This is a genomic window from Paenibacillus sp. 22594 (genome assembly GCF_052044425.1).
In the GTDB taxonomy this organism is placed as follows: domain Bacteria; phylum Bacillota; class Bacilli; order Paenibacillales; family Paenibacillaceae; genus Paenibacillus_AQ.
This window is the reverse complement of record NZ_JBQENA010000003.1, coordinates 238,721-254,994: the sequence shown is the minus strand read 5'-3', so window position 1 is coordinate 254,994 and position 16,274 is coordinate 238,721. Positions and strand designations below refer to the sequence as shown.

General features: G+C 51.9%; 12 protein-coding genes. 8 read left to right on the top strand and 4 right to left on the bottom strand.

All coding sequences use genetic code 11. The annotated features are described in order from the left end of the window. Positions 1–83: 83 nt before the first annotated feature. From ACTJKB_RS11865 to ACTJKB_RS11855, 3 genes are read left to right on the top strand one after another with little or no spacing between them, the layout of a single operon-like run. Positions 84–1,949: an ABC transporter ATP-binding protein gene (locus tag ACTJKB_RS11865; protein ID WP_440834173.1), complete on the top strand. Its 1,866-nt coding sequence runs from the start codon at positions 84–86 to the stop codon at positions 1,947–1,949. Continuing rightward, entirely contained in the window at positions 1,879–2,556 is a 678-nt protein-coding gene (locus ACTJKB_RS11860) for a response regulator transcription factor (RefSeq protein ID WP_440834171.1), read from the top strand. The genes ACTJKB_RS11865 and ACTJKB_RS11860 overlap by 71 nt, the downstream gene beginning before the upstream one ends. Then, complete coding sequence (locus ACTJKB_RS11855; RefSeq protein ID WP_440834170.1) at positions 2,557–3,621, top strand: sensor histidine kinase; 1,065 nt, start codon at positions 2,557–2,559, stop codon at positions 3,619–3,621. Here the strand turns inward: ACTJKB_RS11855 and ACTJKB_RS11850 are convergent. After that, a complete protein-coding gene (locus ACTJKB_RS11850; protein ID WP_440834169.1) occupies positions 3,614–4,357 on the bottom strand; it encodes an SDR family oxidoreductase in 744 nt (247 codons plus the stop codon). The two genes, ACTJKB_RS11855 and ACTJKB_RS11850, sit on opposite strands and share 8 nt — an antisense overlap. Before the next feature lie 34 nt (positions 4,358–4,391). After that, entirely contained in the window at positions 4,392–4,997 is a 606-nt protein-coding gene (locus ACTJKB_RS11845; RefSeq protein WP_440834168.1) for a TetR family transcriptional regulator, read from the bottom strand. 182 nt (positions 4,998–5,179) lie between these two features. Here ACTJKB_RS11845 and ACTJKB_RS11840 point away from each other — a divergent pair, with 182 nt between their 5' ends. Next, positions 5,180–8,881 (top strand): immunoglobulin-like domain-containing protein, encoded by a 3,702-nt coding sequence (locus ACTJKB_RS11840; RefSeq protein ID WP_440834166.1) that lies wholly within the window; start codon positions 5,180–5,182, stop codon positions 8,879–8,881. 174 nt (positions 8,882–9,055) lie between these two features. Here the strand turns inward: ACTJKB_RS11840 and ACTJKB_RS11835 are convergent, their stop codons facing one another. After that, on the bottom strand, positions 9,056–10,588 hold the full coding sequence (locus ACTJKB_RS11835) for a PLP-dependent aminotransferase family protein (protein WP_440834165.1): 1,533 nt from the start codon (positions 10,586–10,588) through the stop codon (positions 9,056–9,058). Positions 10,589–10,799: 211 nt separating this feature from the next. Here ACTJKB_RS11835 and ACTJKB_RS11830 point away from each other — a divergent pair, with 211 nt between their 5' ends. The 4 genes from ACTJKB_RS11830 to ACTJKB_RS11815 all read left to right on the top strand — a co-directional run bounded on the left by ACTJKB_RS11830 (position 10,800) and on the right by ACTJKB_RS11815 (position 14,909). Continuing rightward, complete coding sequence (locus ACTJKB_RS11830; RefSeq protein WP_440834163.1) at positions 10,800–11,411, top strand: LysE/ArgO family amino acid transporter; 612 nt, start codon at positions 10,800–10,802, stop codon at positions 11,409–11,411. 175 nt (positions 11,412–11,586) lie between these two features. Further along, a complete protein-coding gene (locus ACTJKB_RS11825; protein WP_440834162.1) occupies positions 11,587–12,981 on the top strand; it encodes a helix-turn-helix domain-containing protein in 1,395 nt (464 codons plus the stop codon). A gap of 358 nt (positions 12,982–13,339) precedes the next feature. Continuing rightward, complete coding sequence (locus tag ACTJKB_RS11820) at positions 13,340–13,519, top strand: Spo0E family sporulation regulatory protein-aspartic acid phosphatase (RefSeq protein ID WP_440834160.1); 180 nt, start codon at positions 13,340–13,342, stop codon at positions 13,517–13,519. An 88-nt stretch (positions 13,520–13,607) separates the two neighbouring features. Next, entirely contained in the window at positions 13,608–14,909 is a 1,302-nt protein-coding gene (locus ACTJKB_RS11815; RefSeq protein ID WP_440834158.1) for a helix-turn-helix domain-containing protein, read from the top strand. A 119-nt stretch (positions 14,910–15,028) separates the two neighbouring features. On the opposite strand, the gene moaA is transcribed toward ACTJKB_RS11815, so the two are convergent. Then, complete coding sequence (gene moaA, locus ACTJKB_RS11810; RefSeq protein ID WP_440834156.1) at positions 15,029–16,030, bottom strand: GTP 3',8-cyclase MoaA; 1,002 nt, start codon at positions 16,028–16,030, stop codon at positions 15,029–15,031. Positions 16,031–16,274: the final 244 nt, after the last annotated feature.

Genomic DNA, 16,274 nt, shown 5'->3' with positions numbered 1-16,274 from the left:
CACGGCTAGGATAATGTGGTGATTAAGGCGGAAGAGACGGCAGACGACGTCATTGCATGAATCCGCTGGAAAGGGGAATTTCTATGAATACTAATCAGCCTGACAAGAAACAGGGTGCGTCCTTGAGGCCTTTTTTGAAGCTATTGCAGGGCACCAGACCTTCCTATGGACTGCTTACTCTTGCTGTTGCGCTTAGCATGATATCGACTCTTGTGGGTCTTGTGATTCCCATGTTCACCAAGAACATGGTCGACGGGTTCTCGCTGGCATCTATCAGCAAGCTGCAGATCGCCGGTATTGTGGGGGCTTTTATTGGCCAGACCCTTGCTGGAGGAATCTCGATCTACCTGCTGAACTATGCCGGTCAGAAGACAGTGGCAGGCTTGCGGGACAGGTTGTGGCGTAAATTTCTTGTGCTTCCGGTCGCTTACTACAATGACAACCGTACCGGAGAAAGTGTCAGCCGGATGACGAATGACACCGGGATCATCAAGACGCTGATTTCGGAGCATTTGGCGAGCCTGTTCACCGGAGTGATCTCCATCGTCGGCTCGATTGCTGTACTGCTCTATCTGAACTGGCAAATGACGCTGGTGCTGTTCACGGTACTCCCGCTGTCCGCACTGATTCTGGTTCCGCTGGGACGGCAGATGTACAAAATATCCAAGGGCACACAGGACGAAACAGCGTCCTTTACCGCTACACTCAGCGGCGTTTTGTCTGAAATCCGGCTGGTGAAATCCTCCGGTGCGGAGCAAAAAGAATATGAAGCAGGGCGTACCGGAATCATGAACCTGCTGTCCTTCGGTATCCGTGAGGGCAAAATCAGCGCCATGATCAGCCCGCTCGTCTCCTTCGTATTCATGATGCTGCTGGTAGTGATTATCGGCTACGGCGGAATGCAGGTGTCTTCAGGTGTCCTGACGGCAGGGGAGCTGGTCGCGTTCATCCTGTATTTAATTCAGATCGTGATGCCGCTGACCCAACTGACCCAGTTCTTCACCCAGATTCAAAAAGCCAAAGGCGCCTCCGAACGGATCATTGAGACCCTGGCGGCCGATGAAGAAATTTACGAGGGTGTAGAGGAAGCCAAGGGGGCTGAAGAGCCTATCGTGATCGACGATTTAAGCTTTGGTTACAAAACAGGTGAACCGGTGCTCAGCGGGGTAAGCTTCTCCATGCTGCCGGGACAGGTGACGGCGATTGTCGGACCCAGCGGGGGCGGCAAAACGACTCTTTTCTCGCTGCTGGAACGGTTCTATGAACCGCAGAGCGGAGTGATCAAGCTGGGCTCGAAGCCGGTGTCCACCTTCTCCCTTCGTTCCTGGCGCAAGCTGATCGGTTACGTATCTCAAGAAAGCCCGCTGCTCTCCGGCACAATTGCCGACAACCTGGCTTATGGTCTGAACCGGGAGGTTGGTGTGGATGAGCTGCGCCGTGCGGCAGCGATGGCCTATGCCGACGGCTTCATCAGCGAGCTGCCACAGGGTTATGATACAGATGTCGGTGAACGCGGGGTGAAGCTGTCCGGAGGTCAGCGCCAGCGGATCGCCATTGCCCGGGCACTGCTGCGCGATCCCAAGATTCTGATGCTCGACGAAGCCACCTCCAGTCTCGACAGCCAGTCGGAAGCGGTGGTGCAAAAAGCTTTGTCCAACCTGATGAAGGGACGGACGACGATTGTCATTGCCCACCGGCTGGCGACTGTAGTGAATGCGGACCAGATTATTTTTATGGAAAAGGGCCGGATTACCGGCAGGGGAACACATGAGGAGCTGCTAAGAGAGCATGAGCTGTACCGGGAATTCGCTAACCAGCAGCTGCAGCTGAATACACCGGAGCTTCCGGACGGCGGAGAAGGGGAGGGTTCAGCAGGATATGGCCAAAATTCTGGTAGTGGACGACGATCCGCACATCCGCGAATTGGTGGAAGTCTTTTTGAGGGCTGAAGGCATGGAAGAGGTCTACGGCGCTTCTGATGGAGTGGAGGCGCTGCAGGTCCTTGAGGATAACAGTGTGGATCTGGCGGTTATTGATGTCATGATGCCGAATATGGATGGCTGGGAGCTGTGCCGGCAGCTGCGGAGAAGCTATGAATTTCCGATACTGATGCTGACGGCCAGAGGCGAAACCTCGCAGATCGTCAAGGGCTTCGAGCTGGGGACCGACGATTATCTGGTCAAGCCGTTCGAGCCTCCCGTGCTGATTGCCCGGGTCAAGGCGCTGTTGAAACGGTACCAGATTTCTGCCGCGCAGAGCGTAGCGGTAGGACATCTGCGCATGAACCGCAAAACCTTCGAGGCCATCACGGATCAGGGGAATATAACGCTGCCGCTTAAGGAATTTGAGCTGCTGTTCAAGCTGGCCAGCTATCCGGGGCAGACGCTGACGCGTGACCGGCTGATTGAAGAAATTTGGGGATATGATTTCGATGGGAATGAACGCACGCTGGATGTGCACGTGGGCCGCCTGCGAGATCGGTTTGCCCAGGAGGACTTTGGTTTTACCATCCGCACGGTTCGTGGTCTCGGCTACCGCCTGGAGGTGGATAAATAAATGAGCAGAAGCAGAGCAGGAGAGATTGTAAAAGCAGTCATGGGGATGATCATGGTCATCACAGGCTTCTATCTTTCCTGGAACGCCGGGTATTTCGGGCTAAAGCTGCTCGAGAAGCATTTTAAATGGTCTTTTACACCCTATAGGTTTCAATTGCTGACGATGGTGCTGCAGTTTCTCATCCTGTTCCTGCTGGCTGGCATCGCGGGGCTGATCGGACGCCTGAGAGGAGGCGAACGAGCCTTCTATATCCCGATTATTACAGCGATGCGGCAAATTTCCAAGGGGGACTTCAAGGTGGAGCTGGAGAACGACAGGCGCTATGGGCAATTTGGAAGTATTGTTGAAGGCATCAACGAAATGGCCAGCGAGCTGAACCGGATGGAAACCATGCGCCAGGATTTCATCTCGAATGTCTCCCATGAGATCCAGTCTCCGCTCACCTCCATTCGCGGCTTCGCCCGCGCGCTGAGGGATGAAGGGCTGAGTGCGGAGAGCAGGGCGCATTATCTTGATATCATTGAAGCCGAAGGCAGCCGCCTCTCTGGACTCAGTGACAATCTGCTGAAGCTGTCGGTACTCGAAGCAGAGAGCTTTCCGTTCGAACGCAAGGCTTACCGGCTGGATAAGCAGCTGCAGGAGATGATTCTGGCCTGTGAGCCGCAGTGGCTGGGCAAGAACATTGATGTCGAGGCTGAACTGGAGGAGGTCACTGTAGAAGCGGTCAAGGATCTCCTGAGCCAGGTATGGACCAACCTGCTGCATAACAGCATCAAATTCACCCCGAAGGGCGGAATGATTATGGTCCGGCTGCAGACGCTGGATAACAGGATAGAAATTGAGATTAGAGACACTGGCATCGGCATTGCCGAGGAGGAGCTGCCCCGTATTTTTGAACGTTTCTATAAGGTGGACCAGGCCAGAAGCATCAGTGGGGGCGGAAGCGGACTTGGCTTGTCTCTGGTCAAAAAAATCGTGGATCTTCACGATGGCACCATAACCATCACAAGCCGTCCCGGAGAGGGGACGGCTTGTGTAGTGGCCTTGCCGCTGAAGCTTAGATAAATCCGCCGTTCACGCGGAGCGTCTGGCCGGTAACCCACCCGGACTGTGCTCCGGCGAGGAAGCTGACGACACCGGCGATGTCGTCCGGCTGGCCCAGACGTCCGAAGGCATTCATCTTCTTCAGACCCTCAAGCTGAGCTTCGGATTTGCCCTCCAGGAACAAGTCTGTGGCGACAGGACCGGGCGCAACCGCGTTGATAGTGATGCCTTTGCTGCCGAACTCCTTGGCCAGCTGGCGGGTGAACTGCTCCACGGCGCCTTTGGTTCCGGCATAGATGCTGTAGGCCGGGAACATCTGCCCATTAACTGAAGTGGAGAAGTTGATGATCCGCCCGCCCTGTTCCAGGTGCAAGAAGGCCTGCTGGCAAGAGAAGTAGGTTCCTTTGACATTAATGGCGAACTGCTTGTCGAACTGCTCTTCGGTAGCCTCCCCGATCAGGCTGTTGATCATAATTCCTGCGTTGTTGACCACAATATCGATTTGTCCGAACAAGGCTTTTGTATCCTTGTACAGCTGTTCAATCTGTGCGGGCTTGCTGATATCGGCCTGAACCGCAGCGGCGGTTCCGCCTTTGGCTTGGATGCCCTGTACCACCTCTTCCGCCTGTTTCGGGCTGCTTGAATAGTTGATGACTACCGAGGCCCCCTCTTCCGCTAATCTCTCCGCGACAGTACGTCCTATGCCTCTTGACGACCCGGTAACAATCGCAACCTTGCCTTGCAGGGACTGACTCATTATATATTCCTCCCAGAATGTGATATGGATTTACTTAATGAACTGAAGCGGTAAGGCCCTGTTCCAGAAGCAGCCATAGCTGATCGAAGTCCTGCCTGGTGCTTGCACTCTGCCATTCATAGGCATGAGCCGGATGGTGAAACCTGGATGTAGCATAAAAAATCGTGCGGGCGAGAACCCCCTTTTCGGTACTCTGTGTAATCCGGTTCTGCTGTACCCCTCTGTCAATAAGGATGCTCATCTGATCTATAATCCGCTGAATGTGCAGCTGGATCAGCTCAGCGGCTTCCATCGTAACATCCGTGTACATCTTGAACATTTCACTGTCCTGTTCGGCATAGTGACGCTTCAGCTCGATCAGCCGGGCGATATATATTCTTAACTGCGCTAGCGCATTCTCTGCCGGGGCATTCACAATCTGGTCCAGCGGGACAACGATCTGCTCTTCCAGCCAGCGTTCCGTAACTGCTTCCCTCAGTGCCGCTTTGCTGGGGAAATGGCGGTACAGGGTGCCGTGGCTGACACCAAGCAGCTTGGCTACATCGGTTACCGAGGTCTTATCAGGCCCGAATCTTCGCAGCGTCTGTTCTGCGGCATCCATAATCTCCGTTTTACTCAGAAATGAACTTGCCTTGTTCATGAGCTCACCCTCCTCTGGTACACAGCATAACATTGATTTTATCAAATGACAAATAATATTATATGTCATTTGATAAATGATTTGAGATTACAAAAGTGTTCAACAAATTTCGACATCGCTTTACATTCACCCTCTATTCTTAATACAGATTGCATGTAATTTTAAGAATATTGGAGGAACACATGTTGAAGAAAAGAAATCTCTGTTTCTATTTGTCCACATCACTTGCTGCAGCGCTTATGTGGCAAAGCTTGTCCATACCACTGGCCTACGGCTCGCCTGCAGAAACCTTGACCCCGCAGGAACCTGCGGCTTCCGTTAGTACAGGGAAATGGATGTCGGGCGAATATCATGCCCATACCTATGAATCCAATGATGCCCAGGAATCCCTTAAGGATGTGCTGGGTAATGCTTTTGATAAGAATGGACTGGATTGGCTGTTTCTGGCAGATCACCTGCGTGTATCCGACCGTGATGATGCAGGCACTGCACTGCCTGGCGGCTCGATTCCCTTGTCTCAAGGGATAGCAGCCTACCAGACGCCGGTAATTAAGCAGCTGCAGGCAGAGGGCAAATACGCCGGTAAAATCATTTTCTCCGGATTTGAATGGGATATGCCGCAGTACGATCATGCCGCAGTTGGCATCGTTACGGACGAGCCCGGCTCGGAGGCAGCACTGAAGGCCATTAACCAATTCGAATATTTATTTACGAACCGTGATGCGAAGCTGTTCAGCGCGGCGGATGTGGCGGCGTGGAGTGCGTCAGACAGCAGGGCTTATTCTACCAAAGCAGATACCCGGACCGGGATTCAGTGGCTGAGTAACCATTATCCTGAGAGCTACCTCCTGATTAACCATCCTTCGCGGAAAAATGGCAGCAGTGCAGAGATCAAAATTGCCGATGTGCGTGACTTCAACAATATTGACCCGCATGTCGTTTTTGGCCTGGAAGGGATGCTCGGCAATCAGATGGCGCCGGACCGTGGTGAAACCGTTGACGTCTATGGAGGCACGGATGTGAAAGTCGCTAAGGTCGGAGGCTTCTGGGATGCGCTGCTCGGCGAGGGCCGCAGATTCTGGAATTTTGCCAACTCCGATTTCCATTTCAAAACAAGCCGGGACAACAAATACTCCAGCGGCTACTGGCCGGGAGAATACTCCAGGAACTATACGTGGGTGGACGGTTCTGACATCCAAGCAGTGGTTGACGGCATGCGGTCGGGCAAATCCTTCTCCGTGTTCGGCGATCTGATCAACGCTCTAGATTTCAAACTGGCTGCTGACGGGAAGAAGGAAGAAACAGGCGGTGAACTGGAAATAACCGAGGGGGACAACTTGGAGTTGACGATCCGATTTAAAAGCCCTGACAAAAATAATAACGGTGATCCGGTTCAGGTGGATCATGTGGATCTGATTTCCGGTGAAGTAAGCGGCAAGGCCGTACCAGGCACGCCGGAGTATAACAAAGCGACGAATGAGAGCACGAAGGTTGTGGCCCGATTCACAAGTAAGGACTGGACTACGGATGCGGAGGGCTATAACGTCATTACCTACAAGCTGGGCGCCGCGGACAAGGACCGTTATTACCGCTTGAGAGGCACGAACCTGGGAGTCAATGTTCCCGGCGAGACCAGTGACGGTGAACCTCTGCTGGATGTGAAAAATCTTACCGTGGACAACGCGACCCGGTTTGCTGAGATCAACAAGCGCAACTATCAGGATCTGTGGTTCTATTCCAATCCGATCTTCGTTGATGTGGTACCGTACAGCGACAAGCAGGCAGTGGATGATACTTTAGCGTCGCTGGACCTTGGAAATACAACGGCGGTGACCGCCGATCTGAAGCTTCCTGAGGGCGGCAAGCATGGCGCACTGGTGAAGTGGGAGAGCAGTAATACAGAAGTGTTGAGCACCCGGGATGGGGTGGGTCATATTGCCCGTCCGGCAGCAGGACAGCCCGATGCTTCAGTATCGCTGAAGGCAACAGCAAGCCGCGGAAATGAGAAAGAAGTGAAGACGTTCGATCTTACTATAAAAGCTATGGATTACACAGACGCTGAAGCTGTGCTGCTCGCCAAAGAGAAGCTGACGATCGGAGACACAAGTGCTGTAAAAAGCGATCTGTACCTCCCTGCAGCGGGGGAACAGGGTACAAACATCAGCTGGGAGAGCTCAAGTCCGCTGCTGATGACAAACGGCGGGAAGCTTGCTTATCGTCCGCAGCAAGACACGAAGCTGACCCTGACCGCAACGATTCGGCGCGGGAATGCCGCAGAAGTAAAGACCTTCGAAGTTAGGCTTAGCGGCGATGTCAGCGCGACTCCGCTTGCGCTCCACGGCACTCTGCAAACGGCGGATGGACATGCCTATCTTAGCGGTGCATGGACGAACCAGAATGTAACTGCAAGTGTATATGCTAATGTGTATATTCCGGGCAGTATGGTATCCTTTAAGGTTCGTTTGGATGGTGGGGAAGGTCAGCCGTATGAGAAAGGTCAATCTATCAAGCTTACTGCAGAAGGCAAGCACCAGTTGGAGCTTCAAGCGGTGGATACATTGGGGAATACAGCCTCACTGCCGCTTGCGGTAAATATTGACCGGACCGCGCCTGTGATTTCTCTGAAGGGCGGCAGCAGCCTGACCCTTGCCCAAGGGACCAGCTTCGTAGATCCGGGTACGGAGATTACTGATAAGCTGGGCATTGCGGGACAGGTAACAGTAACTGGAACAGTAGAAACCCTGACTCCGGGAACCTATACACTGCGTTACAATGCCAATGATCTGGCCGGGAATGCAGCCCTTGAAGTGGTTCGGACGGTAGTGGTAACAGCACCACCTTCCAACACCGGTAATGGTAATGGTAGCGGTGGAGGTACGACCATCAGTCCGGTTACTACTCCGCCTGCCACAACTGTAGAGAAACCTCCTGTTGTAGAGGTAAAGGTTGAGGTAGCGGCACAGCAGGTCGCTACAGGATCACTTCAAGGTGTGGCGAGCTTCTCTGTTCCGGCAGGAGCATTACCTGCAAATGCCACGCTTACACTAAAAGCTCTGGCAGCAAATGAAGCACCGGCCGCAGGGCAGCTCAAGTCCTTAAGCCCAGCGGTGGCATTCGCTGCAAGCAGAGAAAGCAAGCTCAGCAAGCCGGTGTCATTATCCCTCGCCTATGATCAGGGGGAGGTCACATCCGGCCATAAAGCAGCTGTATATTATTACAATGAGCAGAGCGGCAACTGGATTTACGTGGGGGGCACCTCCAATCCGGATGGGACGATCACCGCAAATGCTAACCGCTTCGCGACCTATACTGTAATGAATTATCAGCCTCTGGCGCTCACAGATCTGAGCAACCACTGGGTAACAGAGTATACAGACCGTCTGATCGGGATGGGCGTCATGAAGGGCTTCGAAGACCAAAGCTTCCGCCCGAATGAATCGGTCACCAGAGCACAGTTCGCTTCCATTATCGTCAGGGCGCTGGGACTGAAAGCATCCGGCAGTGCCGCTGAATTCGCTGACCAGGGCAGCATTCCTGCTTGGGCGGCTGGCGATGTAGCGGCAGCTGTAGAATCCGGGATCATCCAAGGCCATGCATCTGGGGGCCAAGCCGTATTTAGAGGCTCGGAGAAGATTACCCGCGCCGAAATGTCGGTGATGCTTGCCAATGCCTTAAGCACCGGCTCCGCCACACTTACGGGCAGCGGCATTGTCCTTGCCGATCAATCAGCGATCCCGGCATGGGCGCAGGCATCGGTGAAAGCCGGAATCGCAGCCGGAATTCTGGGCGGCTTCGAAGATAATACCTTCCGCCCGGACAAGACAGCCACCCGTGCGGAGGCCGCAGCAGCAATCTATAAGCTGCTTGCAGCGCTCTCGATCTAGATGACAAACAAAGGCCGTTCCTGTTTATTACACAGGGCCGGTCTTTATTTGTGTCAGGCAAGTATGCTATTCCTTCATTATGCGAACGGGAACGGCTGACATCGCTGTAACTTACTTAAAAACGGCTAAGCTGTCCAGGTTAAGGACAACTTAGCCGTTTGCTCGTTGCGCTGCTCAAACACCCGCCTGCTGCAGCTTGCGGATCAGTCCGGCTAGCAGTGGGAGGCCAAGCTCAAGTTCGGCAGGCGAGGCGTAGACATAGGACAACCGCAGATGGCGGCTGTCACCACGGTCATACAGATCGCCTGTGTTCAGTAACAGCCCTGTTTTATGGGCCATGCGGAACAGCGTCCGCAGCGGTACCGGCTTGTCCAGGGATAGCCAGATGTAGAAGCCGCCCGCCGGAACATTCCATGCAGCCAGTCCGGTAAAATGGCGCTGTAGCAGATGCAGCACGGCATCCCGCCGTTGCCGAAGCCGGGCCCGCAGAAGCTGGAGATGCTCCTCGTGATAGCCGCCCTCCAGCCACCGGGCGGCGGCCAGCTGTGATAGCGAGCTGGCTCCGTAATCGGTCTGCATCTTAATGTCAGCCAGCCGCCGCACGACGGGCTCCGGGCCGACGATCCAGCCGATGCGCAGCCCGGGGCTGGCTGCTTTGGAGAGGGTGCCGAGATGCAGTACTCTGCCTTCGCGGTCCAGTGCTTTTAGCGGTGGAGGCGGAGGTGTATCGAGCCAGAGCTCCTGATAGGCTCCGTCCTCCAGGATCGGGAGGCCAAGCTGACCCGTTACCTCCATGAGTTCCTGCCTCCGCTTCGCGTCCATCAGCACTCCTGTTGGATTATGAAAGGACGGGATGCTGTACAGCATAGCTGCCTTGGACCGGCGGGCTTCCCGGGCCAGCCCGTCCATTTGCAGCCCCTGCTCATCCATAGGCAGGCCGCTGAACTTCACGCCAGCGGATTGGAAGGCATGAATGGAATAGAGATAGGACGGCTTCTCCAGCAGGATAGTGGACCCGCGCGGCAAAAGGCCAACCGCAATCAGCTGCAGCCCCTGAAGTGCTCCGGAAGTGATCAGAATGGAGTCGGAATCAGCTTGTATGCCATTCTTCTCCAGCTCGCGGCTTACCGCTCTCCGTAGTCCGGCGCTGCCAAGGGGCTCCTCATAGGAGAGGGGAGGCAGGGTCTGCCGTGAGAGTTCGGCCAGCACACGGGTCATGGCCGAGCCGGGCAGCAGCTCCGGTGCCGGCTCTCCGGTGCCGAGGCGGATCAGCCCCTGCTCATATTCCAGGCGGTTGATGTCCTGTACCGTAGGCAGATTAGGGTAGTGTACGCCCTCTTCAACGTAAGCATTCCAGCTTCCGGCAGACGGCACTTGCAATAGATCTGTTCTTACCGCATCAGCAGATGAGACCGCTCCGCCTGCGGCTGCCCGTACATCAGCCACCCGGGTCCCGCCGCCCCGCCTGCCCTCAATCAGCCCCAGCGCTGATAGCTGGCCCAGTGCGGTTACGACCGTGCTGCGGTTCACACCCAGCTGGCGGCAGAGCTCGCGCTGAGGGGCCAGCCGCATGCCGGGCGGCCAAGCCCCACTGCTGATTTTATCCATGAGATAATTGGAGATTTGCCTGTGCAGCGGTAGCGGGGATGCCGGGTCCGGTGTCCATCGCTTGCCGGGGCTTTGTTCCGTACAATGTTTTTCTGTCACAAGCCCAGCTCCTTTTGGAGAGTTATTTACCTAAGCTGATTTAGGAAGGGTTCTTTTATTTGAAGTATACCACCGTTGTCCTGCCTTCCTTAGTTTGGTTGGGTGACAATTGGAGGACTTGGCTGGTTACGTATCCCGTTCATACGGGGTACTATCAGGAATGCGGCGGAACCCAATCATAGCCCGCAAGCAGACTGGGAGGAACAGATTAATGTGGGAAGCAGTAGTACATGGAATAATATTGGCCTTCGGGCTTATTTTGCCGCTGGGCGTACAGAATATATTTGTGTTTAACCAAGGGGCGCTTCAGTCCCGGTTCCGCAGAGCCTTGCCTGTGGTTCTTACGGCAGCCGTATGCGACACACTGCTGATTGCTGCTGCCGTTGGCGGGATTTCGCTCATTTTGCTGTCTGTGGAGTGGGTGACGCCAATCGTGTATGGTGCGGGAATTCTATTTCTATGCATCATGGGCTGGAAAATCTGGAATGCAGCTCCGTCGGAGGGAGAGGCCCGAATGCTGTCTCTGAAAGGCCAAGTGGCCTACGCCCTCTCGGTGTCTTTGCTGAACCCGCATGCGCTACTGGATACAGTGGGGGTCATCGGCACTAATTCCCTGCAATATACCGGCGCTGAACGCTGGGCTTTTGCGGCCGCCACAGCCGGCGTCTCCTGGATATGGTTTCTGAGCCTGGCGGCAGCCGGACGGTTGCTTGGCAGAACTGATTCCTCAGGCAGGATGATCCGGCTGCTGAATACCGCTTCAGCTTTGCTGATTTGGGGCATTGCGGTGTACATGGGAGTACAGCTGTGGAGATCATTTTGACATGCTAATCCTTGTTTCATTGGGAAATGGCAACTGGGTTGCCTTAATTTTAAAATATTTTGTTCTGTTCACTTTTTATACTAATCTAGTCTATTGACCGGTGGAATATTATCACATAGTATTACAGATATCAAAGAAAAATCCTATTTTTTGGAATTCGAAAGGCGGTGTTTCCATGGAGGCTACAGCCACGATTCGAGATCAGCTAGCGAGTTATTTATCTGAACAAGGCATGTCTATTAATCAGTTTGCGGACAGATCCGGCATTAATTCCGGAACACTGAGCCGGATTGTCAAAGGGCATCAGCCTATCGCAATGAGTCACCTGGAGCTGATTACCAAAGGAATAGGGGAGGTGGAGGATCACTTTTTTAGCCTGTATGTAGATGAATGCTTCTATCATTCGGCACCCACCTGGCGGCGGCTGCGGCCATTCATGATCAGGTGTGCAGAGCTTGGACGCATGGATTGCATTGAACGAATGGTCCAGATTCTGCTCGATAATCTCAGCAATGTGCCAACGTTATTCGACGTAGCCGAGGGACTGTTTGAGCATGGTCAGTGGAAGGCGGCAGCAATCTTGTACGAGAATGTGAGCGCCAGCGAGAAATACCAGTATTCCGAACGCCTGGCGGTATGCCAGTATCGTTTGTTCCGGATCGCGCTTGGGGATGACCAGAGTGAGAATCTGCGTGCAGCGACGCTGTTCGAACCTTATGTTCCCAGACTGGATGAGGCGGATCAGTTGGATGCTTTAAAAGATTTGGCGCATGTCTATAGTTCACTTCGTCGGTGGCACAAAGTGGAGGAACTTGCCAAAGAATTGCTTCGTATTGCCTCCATCCAGTACGAGCTACAGTATAAATTGGATAGGAAATGGGGAATGCGAAAACAACCAACAAGACCTATCTATGGTTACATTTTATATTCTTATCTCCTTCAATCGTTTGTCTGCGAAGAAAATGAGGATTATGTAGCTGCGCTAGGATTTGTATCCAAGTATGCTGATGGAAGTTGGATAAAAGAAAGTACAAATGAAGCCAAGCAAATAGTTAACCAATTTAAAGAATGGGCAATAGCAAACACATATTTGTACCGCATAATGAATGGCGATGAGGGAGTACTAGATGAATATGTAGACTATATTTCGATTAGAGATAATGAAGTTTTTATTGCTTTATTTAGAATAGTACAAGCTGCTAATCGTTACAGCTGGAATATCGACTATATCCTTGATCGATTTTCCTCATACCTTTCATATAGAAGGTACACTACTGTTTTTGGCGATTATAATAAACAATTGACGGCTGATCAATATGCTCAGTTTCTTACTGAGTTGGCGAGTTATTATTTGTGTAATAAGAATTGCCTAGGGATTCAGGCCATACTACATAGTATGGACTTTTCTTTTAAGATTAACTGTGAGAGCAACGTTATAAAGTGTGTGGATTTATTTGAACAGTACCGAGATAAAGCTAGTGATGAAGAAACAAAACAGTATAAAAATCTGATTAGTGAGGTGCGGGATCATAATGAAAAGAAGAGGGAGAGTATTTCTAGTTTTGTTTAGTTTGGCACTCCTACTTATTGCACCATTGGCTTATGGGGAACCCGGCACTGGAGTAACGGTCAATACCAATGAGCCTTTGTTTCAAACATTGGGGCATGGTGCTGGGGGTTTTTAATTCAGCTTATATGCTTGATAATCTATATGGAAATTCTAATCACTTTTCCACGGTGCTGTTGATGAGAATGAGCCATAAAAAGTAATACATAAGTGACGTCCCCGTTAATCAGGGGCGTCTTTTTTTATGGACAACCCTTTAAAAAGTCTTTATCACGGTAAATTATTAAGGCAATGCAACCCTGGTAATAATTTATATTTTTACATAATTACCTAAAATATTACACAAGGAGGCGAGACCTGTATGAATAATGCTGTATTCACTAGAATTCGTATCGAGCGGGCAAGACGCAAGCTTCATCAGAAGCAAATGCAGTATGGTGGTTTTAGCCACCCTGAGGTGCTTCGGCAATCGGTAGAACTGGACAAGCTGCTGAACAATTACAGTCATATTCATATGAAACAGAGATGTCCATCCGCTTAAGTGGATTTTTTCACTATGTAGATAACGACCTTGCCAATAGAGGATGTAAATTTCCTGAATATAAGTCCTAAATAAAGGTGGTATAGAATTGGAGCAGACAGTTACAATCCGCGATGAGCTATGGGCATACCTAACCCAAAAGGGCCTGTCGATTAACAGGTTCGCACTACTCAGCGGGATCCATTCCGGAACACTTAGCCGAATCATGAAAGGTCAACAGGCGATGGCCATGAGCCATCTTGAACGCATTACCCGAACACTGGGATTAGCAGAGGATTACTTTTTCACTAAATATGTGGAAGAATGTCTGTATCTTTCGGCACCGACATGGCGGCGGATTCGGCCTTTTATTTTGCGTTCCGCACAGCTTGAACGTCTGGATTGCATTGAGCGGTTGGCGCGTAGCTTGCTGGATAATCTCATCTATGCACCTCTGCTGTTTGAACTTGCGGAAGAACTATTCCAGCAGGAATTACAGCAGTCGGCTGCTATTCTCTATGAGAATGTGGCTGTCAGCGAGAAATACCAGCATTCGGAGCGGCTGGCACTCTGCCAATATCGTTTATTTCTAATGGCTTTGGGTGATGATCCTCAGCGTAACTTGATAGCGGCCACTTTATTTGAAAGCTATGTGACTCGGCTGGATGAGGCCTATCAGCTGGATGCCATCAAACAATTGGTACATATACATTATTCGCTGCATAATTGGGAGAAAGTAGAGGAATGGACACAGGAATTGCACCGGCTTGCTTCCATTCAATATAAGCTGCGCAGTCGAGCAGACCAAGAGAATAGCACTACAAAAGTATTAGAAAGACCGTTATATTTTTATATTCTATACGCTCAACTTATGCGTTCCTGCATCTATGAGGAGCAAGGAGATTACAAGACTGCTCTGGAGCTGGTGCCACTTTACACAGATGGGAGCTGGATACAGGAGGAAGGAGAAGATGTTAATCGAATTGTAATCCAATTCAAGGAGTGGGGAACGGCAAATACTTATTTGCTTCGCTTAATGGATGGACAGCAGGATGTACTAGATGAATATGTGAATTTTGTTTCGACAAGGGAAAATGAGATCTTTACGGCCTTGTTCAGAATTGTGCAGACGGCCAATCGTTATCAATGGGATGTGGACCACATCTTGCAGCGTTTTTCGGCTTATATTCCTTATCGGAGATACTCCGGTATCTTTACCAAACGCAATAAGCAGATCAACGATGATCATCATGCCCGGTTCCGCAGTGAACTGGCTACCTACTATTTATCCCGCAGACGCTTTGGGGGCAAAGAAATAGCCATGCGCAGCGTGGACTTCACTGCTGAAGTCGATAATGAGCGCAACGTGATTAAAGGCAAGATTTTGGTGGATTTTGAAATTAATATTTAACGTGGAATGCAAATACGGAATCCGTAAAGGAAGGTCTGAGTGCATAAGTATTGCATAACAAACCGGCCGTGCCATCCTGAGAAGGATCGCACGGCCGGTTATTTGACGTTGTCTGGCCGCTACCCGCCGATTTGCGACATGCGTCTCGCGGTTGGGGTATGGCTTTGTATTTTGCGCTCCAGGGCGAGCGCCATTTCGTGGTTATGCGGCTTGTTGCCCAAGGCCTGGCGGAATAAGGCTTGTACGGCTGCAGGATCACTGGTCAGAGGGCGTACATTGTACTCATCTGCCCAGTAGAGACAGGCCTTAATGTGTCCGTCTGCCGTAAGGCGCAGGCGGTTGCAATTGTCGCAGAAGTGCTCGCTTACCGGATGGATCAGCCCGAAGGTTCCGCGCGCACCGACCACCCGCCGGTTCTGGGAGGGGCCATTGCCCGAGGGCATGTCTGCTTCTTCAGTAGCCCAGCCTGCCTCATTGCAGGCTTCAATTACCCTTTCCAGCGGCAGATACGTCTGACGCCAGGCATCGCTTGCGCTGCCGATGGGCATATATTCTATGAACCGTACATTCAGCGGGCTGTTCAGGGTCAGCGAGATGAAGTCCTTGATCTCATCATCATTGATGCCTTTCATCAGCACCACATTGAGCTTAATCGGGGAGAGTTCTGCCGCCTCTGCGGCTTCAATCCCTTTCAGCACCTTGGCGACTTCTCCGCCGCGTGTAATCATGGCGAAGCGGTCCTGCTGAAGTGAATCCAGGCTAATGTTCACACGTGACAAGCCCGCCTGCTTGAGCAGAGCGGCTTTGGCGGGAAGCATCAGGCCGTTGGTCGTAAGTGATATATCTTCAATGCCCGGGATGGAGGCAATCATGGAGACCAGCTTATCCAAATCCTTGCGGACCAGAGGTTCGCCTCCGGTTAGCCGGACCTTGCGTAACCCCAGAGGGGCCAGCGCTTCCACCACTGCGGTAATTTCTTCGTAACTCATAATCTCGTCCTGGGGCTGGAATTGCATTCCTTCCGCAGGCATACAATAAATGCAGCGCAGGTTGCAGCGGTCTGTAACCGAAATGCGCATATAATCATGCAATCGTCCAAAAGGGTCCGTCAACGGTTCCATAGGTGCTCCCTTCAGCGTCGTATTTTAAAGTTGAAACGGATGTCGTCCATATAAGGACAGAAGCCGTTTCCACTTGGTTTAAATTTTAAGGAATGTTAGCGTCCACGTCAATGCACCATGGCTGTGGCATGTATCGTAAATGAAAGTGGTAGAGGGGGACGCCTGTTGTTTATGAATAGAAACAGACAACCTAAATAATATGTGACGAAACCCAAATGGCAAAGCCCAATTTTGACAGAAGTAC

Excerpts from the sequence above, each read along its gene's own strand:
- ACTJKB_RS11865 (WP_440834173.1), top strand. The coding sequence starts at position 84 with ATGAATACTAATCAGCCTGACAAGAAACAGGGTGCGTCCTTGAGGCCT.
- ACTJKB_RS11860 (WP_440834171.1), top strand. The coding sequence starts at position 1,879 with ATGGCCAAAATTCTGGTAGTGGACGACGATCCGCACATCCGCGAATTG.
- ACTJKB_RS11855 (WP_440834170.1), top strand. The coding sequence starts at position 2,557 with ATGAGCAGAAGCAGAGCAGGAGAGATTGTAAAAGCAGTCATGGGGATG.
- ACTJKB_RS11850 (WP_440834169.1), bottom strand. The coding sequence starts at position 4,357 with ATGAGTCAGTCCCTGCAAGGCAAGGTTGCGATTGTTACCGGGTCGTCA.
- ACTJKB_RS11845 (WP_440834168.1), bottom strand. The coding sequence starts at position 4,997 with ATGAACAAGGCAAGTTCATTTCTGAGTAAAACGGAGATTATGGATGCC.
- ACTJKB_RS11840 (WP_440834166.1), top strand. The coding sequence starts at position 5,180 with ATGTTGAAGAAAAGAAATCTCTGTTTCTATTTGTCCACATCACTTGCT.
- ACTJKB_RS11830 (WP_440834163.1), top strand. The coding sequence starts at position 10,800 with ATGTGGGAAGCAGTAGTACATGGAATAATATTGGCCTTCGGGCTTATT.
- ACTJKB_RS11825 (WP_440834162.1), top strand. The coding sequence starts at position 11,587 with ATGGAGGCTACAGCCACGATTCGAGATCAGCTAGCGAGTTATTTATCT.
- ACTJKB_RS11820 (WP_440834160.1), top strand. The coding sequence starts at position 13,340 with ATGAATAATGCTGTATTCACTAGAATTCGTATCGAGCGGGCAAGACGC.
- moaA (WP_440834156.1), bottom strand. The coding sequence starts at position 16,030 with ATGGAACCGTTGACGGACCCTTTTGGACGATTGCATGATTATATGCGC.